Origin of the sequence: Yoonia sp. (assembly GCF_042093035.1) — a bacterium.
Lineage (GTDB): Bacteria > Pseudomonadota > Alphaproteobacteria > Rhodobacterales > Rhodobacteraceae > Yoonia.
The window spans coordinates 1-2,962 of the sequence record NZ_JBELFI010000189.1 but is presented as its reverse complement, the minus strand read 5'-3'; the positions used below and the strand labels follow the sequence as shown (position 1 = coordinate 2,962).

The window sequence follows — 2,962 nt, the reverse complement described above, 5'->3', positions numbered from 1 at the left end:
TTGAAGGCGGCATTATCCGCCCCTAATGGTAATACAGACGATAATTACTTTCATTCATTACAGAGCAGCGGCTTGTCGGTTGGACGACCGAAAGCGGAACGGTGCATTCCGCCATTCAGGCCGCTGCTCATCGTCCGGCGTTCTTCGTTGCGGCATCAAGCCGCTTTGCAGTCGCAATCCAGCCAGCCATCCACCGGACAGGTCCGGCTTATCGATGCGGGACAGCTGATATTTCTGGTCAATAGTCATAATACACCTTTGTAGATAGGACGCTGAAACGGCAAAAACCTTACATCGCGGCGGAGCGACATTTACGGCGCGCGATCTGCGGTTTTCGCCAGACGGCCCAATTGTAATCATTTCTCTGGCGCTAATATCAGTTAAGAAATGCCACATAAAGAATTGATATAAAACACTTATACGAATGACACGCCGCGATATAAATGGTTCGCGGCCAAAGCTGGTTTTAACTTCCTCAACGATGATAATACGATCAATTTGGTCAAAATTCCAGATTGCAGTACAACCAATGAATGCGCCGTGTTTTAGGGCACCTCTTATTGGGTGACAGTACAAACTGTTTTTTTGATGCAGGCAGGCATTGAATATGTAGGCGGAGATAGTCAGGTTTAGGTCTGTTCGACGCGCAATTTGGCGGTCGGTCATTCAATTGTGAAGGTCAGCAACATCATGGCAACTCAAGACAAGCGACGTTCGCAGGTGTCCAGCGCATCGCCTGAGCGCACGCTACTGGATGAACGCGGTGCATTTCTGGGTTTTCTGGTCAAACGGCTAGGCAATCGCGCAGATGCAGAAGATGTCCTGCAAGATTTCTGCATTCGAGTGCTGGCGCGCAAGGAACAACTCAGAGATGTTGAACGGATGGATGCGTGGCTTTATGCGATCCTGCGCTCCACTTTGAATGATTATTATCGCAAAGGCGCCAAGCGTCGCCGACTGGTTGCTGCTGCGGCGCGCGAGCCGGAGGAATGGATAGATGATGCGCCAACACAGATGGCGCGACTGTGTACCTGCCACGGCGGGCTGATTTCCCAACTGCGTCCCGCAGACGCCACGTTGATCCGGCGGATTGATTTCGGCGAAGAGGACCGCGAGACCGTCGCGCGTGATCTTGACTTGAGCCGCAACGCGCTTGGTGTACGGCTTCACCGTGCGCGGACCGCGTTGCGCGAGGCTCTGATAGGCCATTGCGGCGAATGCTGCAGAGATGATCGTGACGATTGTTCTTGCCCGCCTGAGGGCTGCGCGAATGAGGCGCATGAGACGGATTGCGTCGAAGAGGGGCAAGCCTCCTGAGTATCTTGACGTCGGATGTGTAACGTTTTGCGCGAAACAACGTCTACTTCTGTGAGTGTGCCCTCAGGCACCGCCGCAGGAGTAATCGTACCATGTCACCTATCACGACGCATTTGAGTTCTTCGGCAAGCCGCCAATCTGCATCAGACGCAGACCTGCAGGACTTGTTATCCCAGATGACCTGCGCATGTGCTCAGACCTCGGCACATGCGGATGCCCCGTTGGCGCAGGCATTGTTCCACCGCGTCGACGTCAAGAAATACCCCATGGGCCAAGCGGCGCGTGCATTGGGCATTGCACCAGGCGATGCGGCCTACCTCCTTGCCGGTTTGCGCAAGGAAATCGCAAAGGATTTCGCGACGGTGATGCTCACTGGGCACCCATGCGCGCAGCGCACCGATGAAGTCGGGTCCGCCGATGTATAGGATCCTGCACATTGCCCCCGGCGCGATGTGCCGCAACGCTTTCGACACTTTGACATCCACTTTCGCGGACGATCAACGCGCCGCATCAAACAAGGAGTAGACGACCATGGATTGGCTAATTGAAAACTGGGTTCTGGTTCTGTTGTTCGGGGGAATGGCGGCAATGCACCTCTTCGGGCACGGGCATGGTGGGCACAAGCATGACAAATCGGGCACGCCCCAGGAGGTGGATAAGAAAACGGCCGATGCGACCAGCGACAACGATGCTGCGCCAAAAGAAGATGCCTAAATACGAAGAATGCTGCGATCCTGCGGAATTGCTTGATTTGTCCGGTCGCATAGGCCTTGTGATCGGCATCGCGAATGATCTCAGTCTGGCGTGGCCTGCGGCCTTGCATTTCAGGCAAGCCGGCGCCGAACTCGCCATCACCTATGTTAATGCGCGCACCAAGCCGCACGTGGCACCTTTGGCCGCGCGGCTGCAAGCCCCGCTCGTGCTGCCGTGCAATGTGAATAAACCGCGGGAACTCGACGCTGTTTTCGACACAATAACGGCGCACTGGGGAAGGCTGGATTTTATCCTTCATGCGGTGGGCAGCGTTCCGCCCGCTGATCTGCATGGCCGTCTGACGGACTGTTCGGCTGAAGGGTTTTCCGCCGCGATGAACGTGTCGGTCCATTCGCTGATCCGCCTTGCACAACTTGCCGAACCATTGATGCCCAGCGGGGGCAGCTTGATAACGCTCAGCTATCTCGGCGGTGAACGTGTGGTGCAGAACTACAACGTGATGGGACCTGTGAAAGCGGCGCTGGAAGCGACGGTACGTTATCTGGCCCACGAACTTGGCCCCAACAATATTCGCGTCAACGCTATTTCAGCGGGGCCGGTCGCCACGCGGGCTGCGTCGGGCTTGACCGGTTTTGCGTCCCTTCTGGACGCCACTGCAATTGCCGCGCCCTTGCGGCGCAATATCGAGGCCGACGAGGTGGGTCGCGCCGCATTGCTATTCGCCAGCGACTATACCAGCGGGATCACCGGAGAAGTGCTGCACGTTGATGCGGGCGTTCATATCGAAAGTCCCGTCCTGCGCATGCAGGCATGATGAACACGAAACTGGAGAAAATAAAATGGACCATACCAAAGACGGCGGAAAACCGGCCCCCAAAAAAGAGCGCCGCGATTTCCTCCGCGATCGTCTCTCCCCGCGCCAGCAGCGCCG

The 2,962-nt window shown here is 56.2% G+C and carries 5 protein-coding genes; 4 read left to right on the top strand and 1 reads right to left on the bottom strand.

Annotation, left to right across the window (positions count from 1 at the left end):
* Positions 1 to 57 precede the first annotated feature (57 nt).
* Positions 58 to 666, bottom strand: coding sequence for a hypothetical protein (locus ACFDSS_RS14395; protein WP_375256404.1), 609 nt, complete (start codon positions 664 to 666; stop codon positions 58 to 60).
* A gap of 24 nt (positions 667 to 690) precedes the next feature.
* On the opposite strand from ACFDSS_RS14395, the gene ACFDSS_RS14390 reads away from it, so the two are divergent.
* The 4 genes from ACFDSS_RS14390 (at position 691) to fabI (ending at position 2,845) form a co-directional block, all read left to right on the top strand.
* Positions 691 to 1,317, top strand: a complete 627-nt coding sequence (locus ACFDSS_RS14390; RefSeq protein WP_375256403.1) for an RNA polymerase sigma factor — start codon at positions 691 to 693, stop codon at positions 1,315 to 1,317.
* Between the two features lie 176 nt (positions 1,318 to 1,493).
* On the top strand, positions 1,494 to 1,742 hold the full coding sequence (locus tag ACFDSS_RS14385) for a hypothetical protein (RefSeq protein WP_375256402.1): 249 nt from the start codon (positions 1,494 to 1,496) through the stop codon (positions 1,740 to 1,742).
* 106 nt (positions 1,743 to 1,848) lie between these two features.
* The gene (locus ACFDSS_RS14380; RefSeq protein ID WP_375256401.1) at positions 1,849 to 2,031 is read left to right on the top strand and encodes a hypothetical protein; all 183 of its coding nucleotides are present in this window, start codon (positions 1,849 to 1,851) and stop codon (positions 2,029 to 2,031) included.
* Positions 2,024 to 2,845, top strand: coding sequence for an enoyl-ACP reductase FabI (gene fabI / locus ACFDSS_RS14375; RefSeq protein ID WP_375256400.1), 822 nt, complete (start codon positions 2,024 to 2,026; stop codon positions 2,843 to 2,845). Before ACFDSS_RS14380 ends, fabI begins: the two co-directional genes overlap by 8 nt.
* The last annotated feature ends 117 nt before the right edge of the window (positions 2,846 to 2,962 follow it).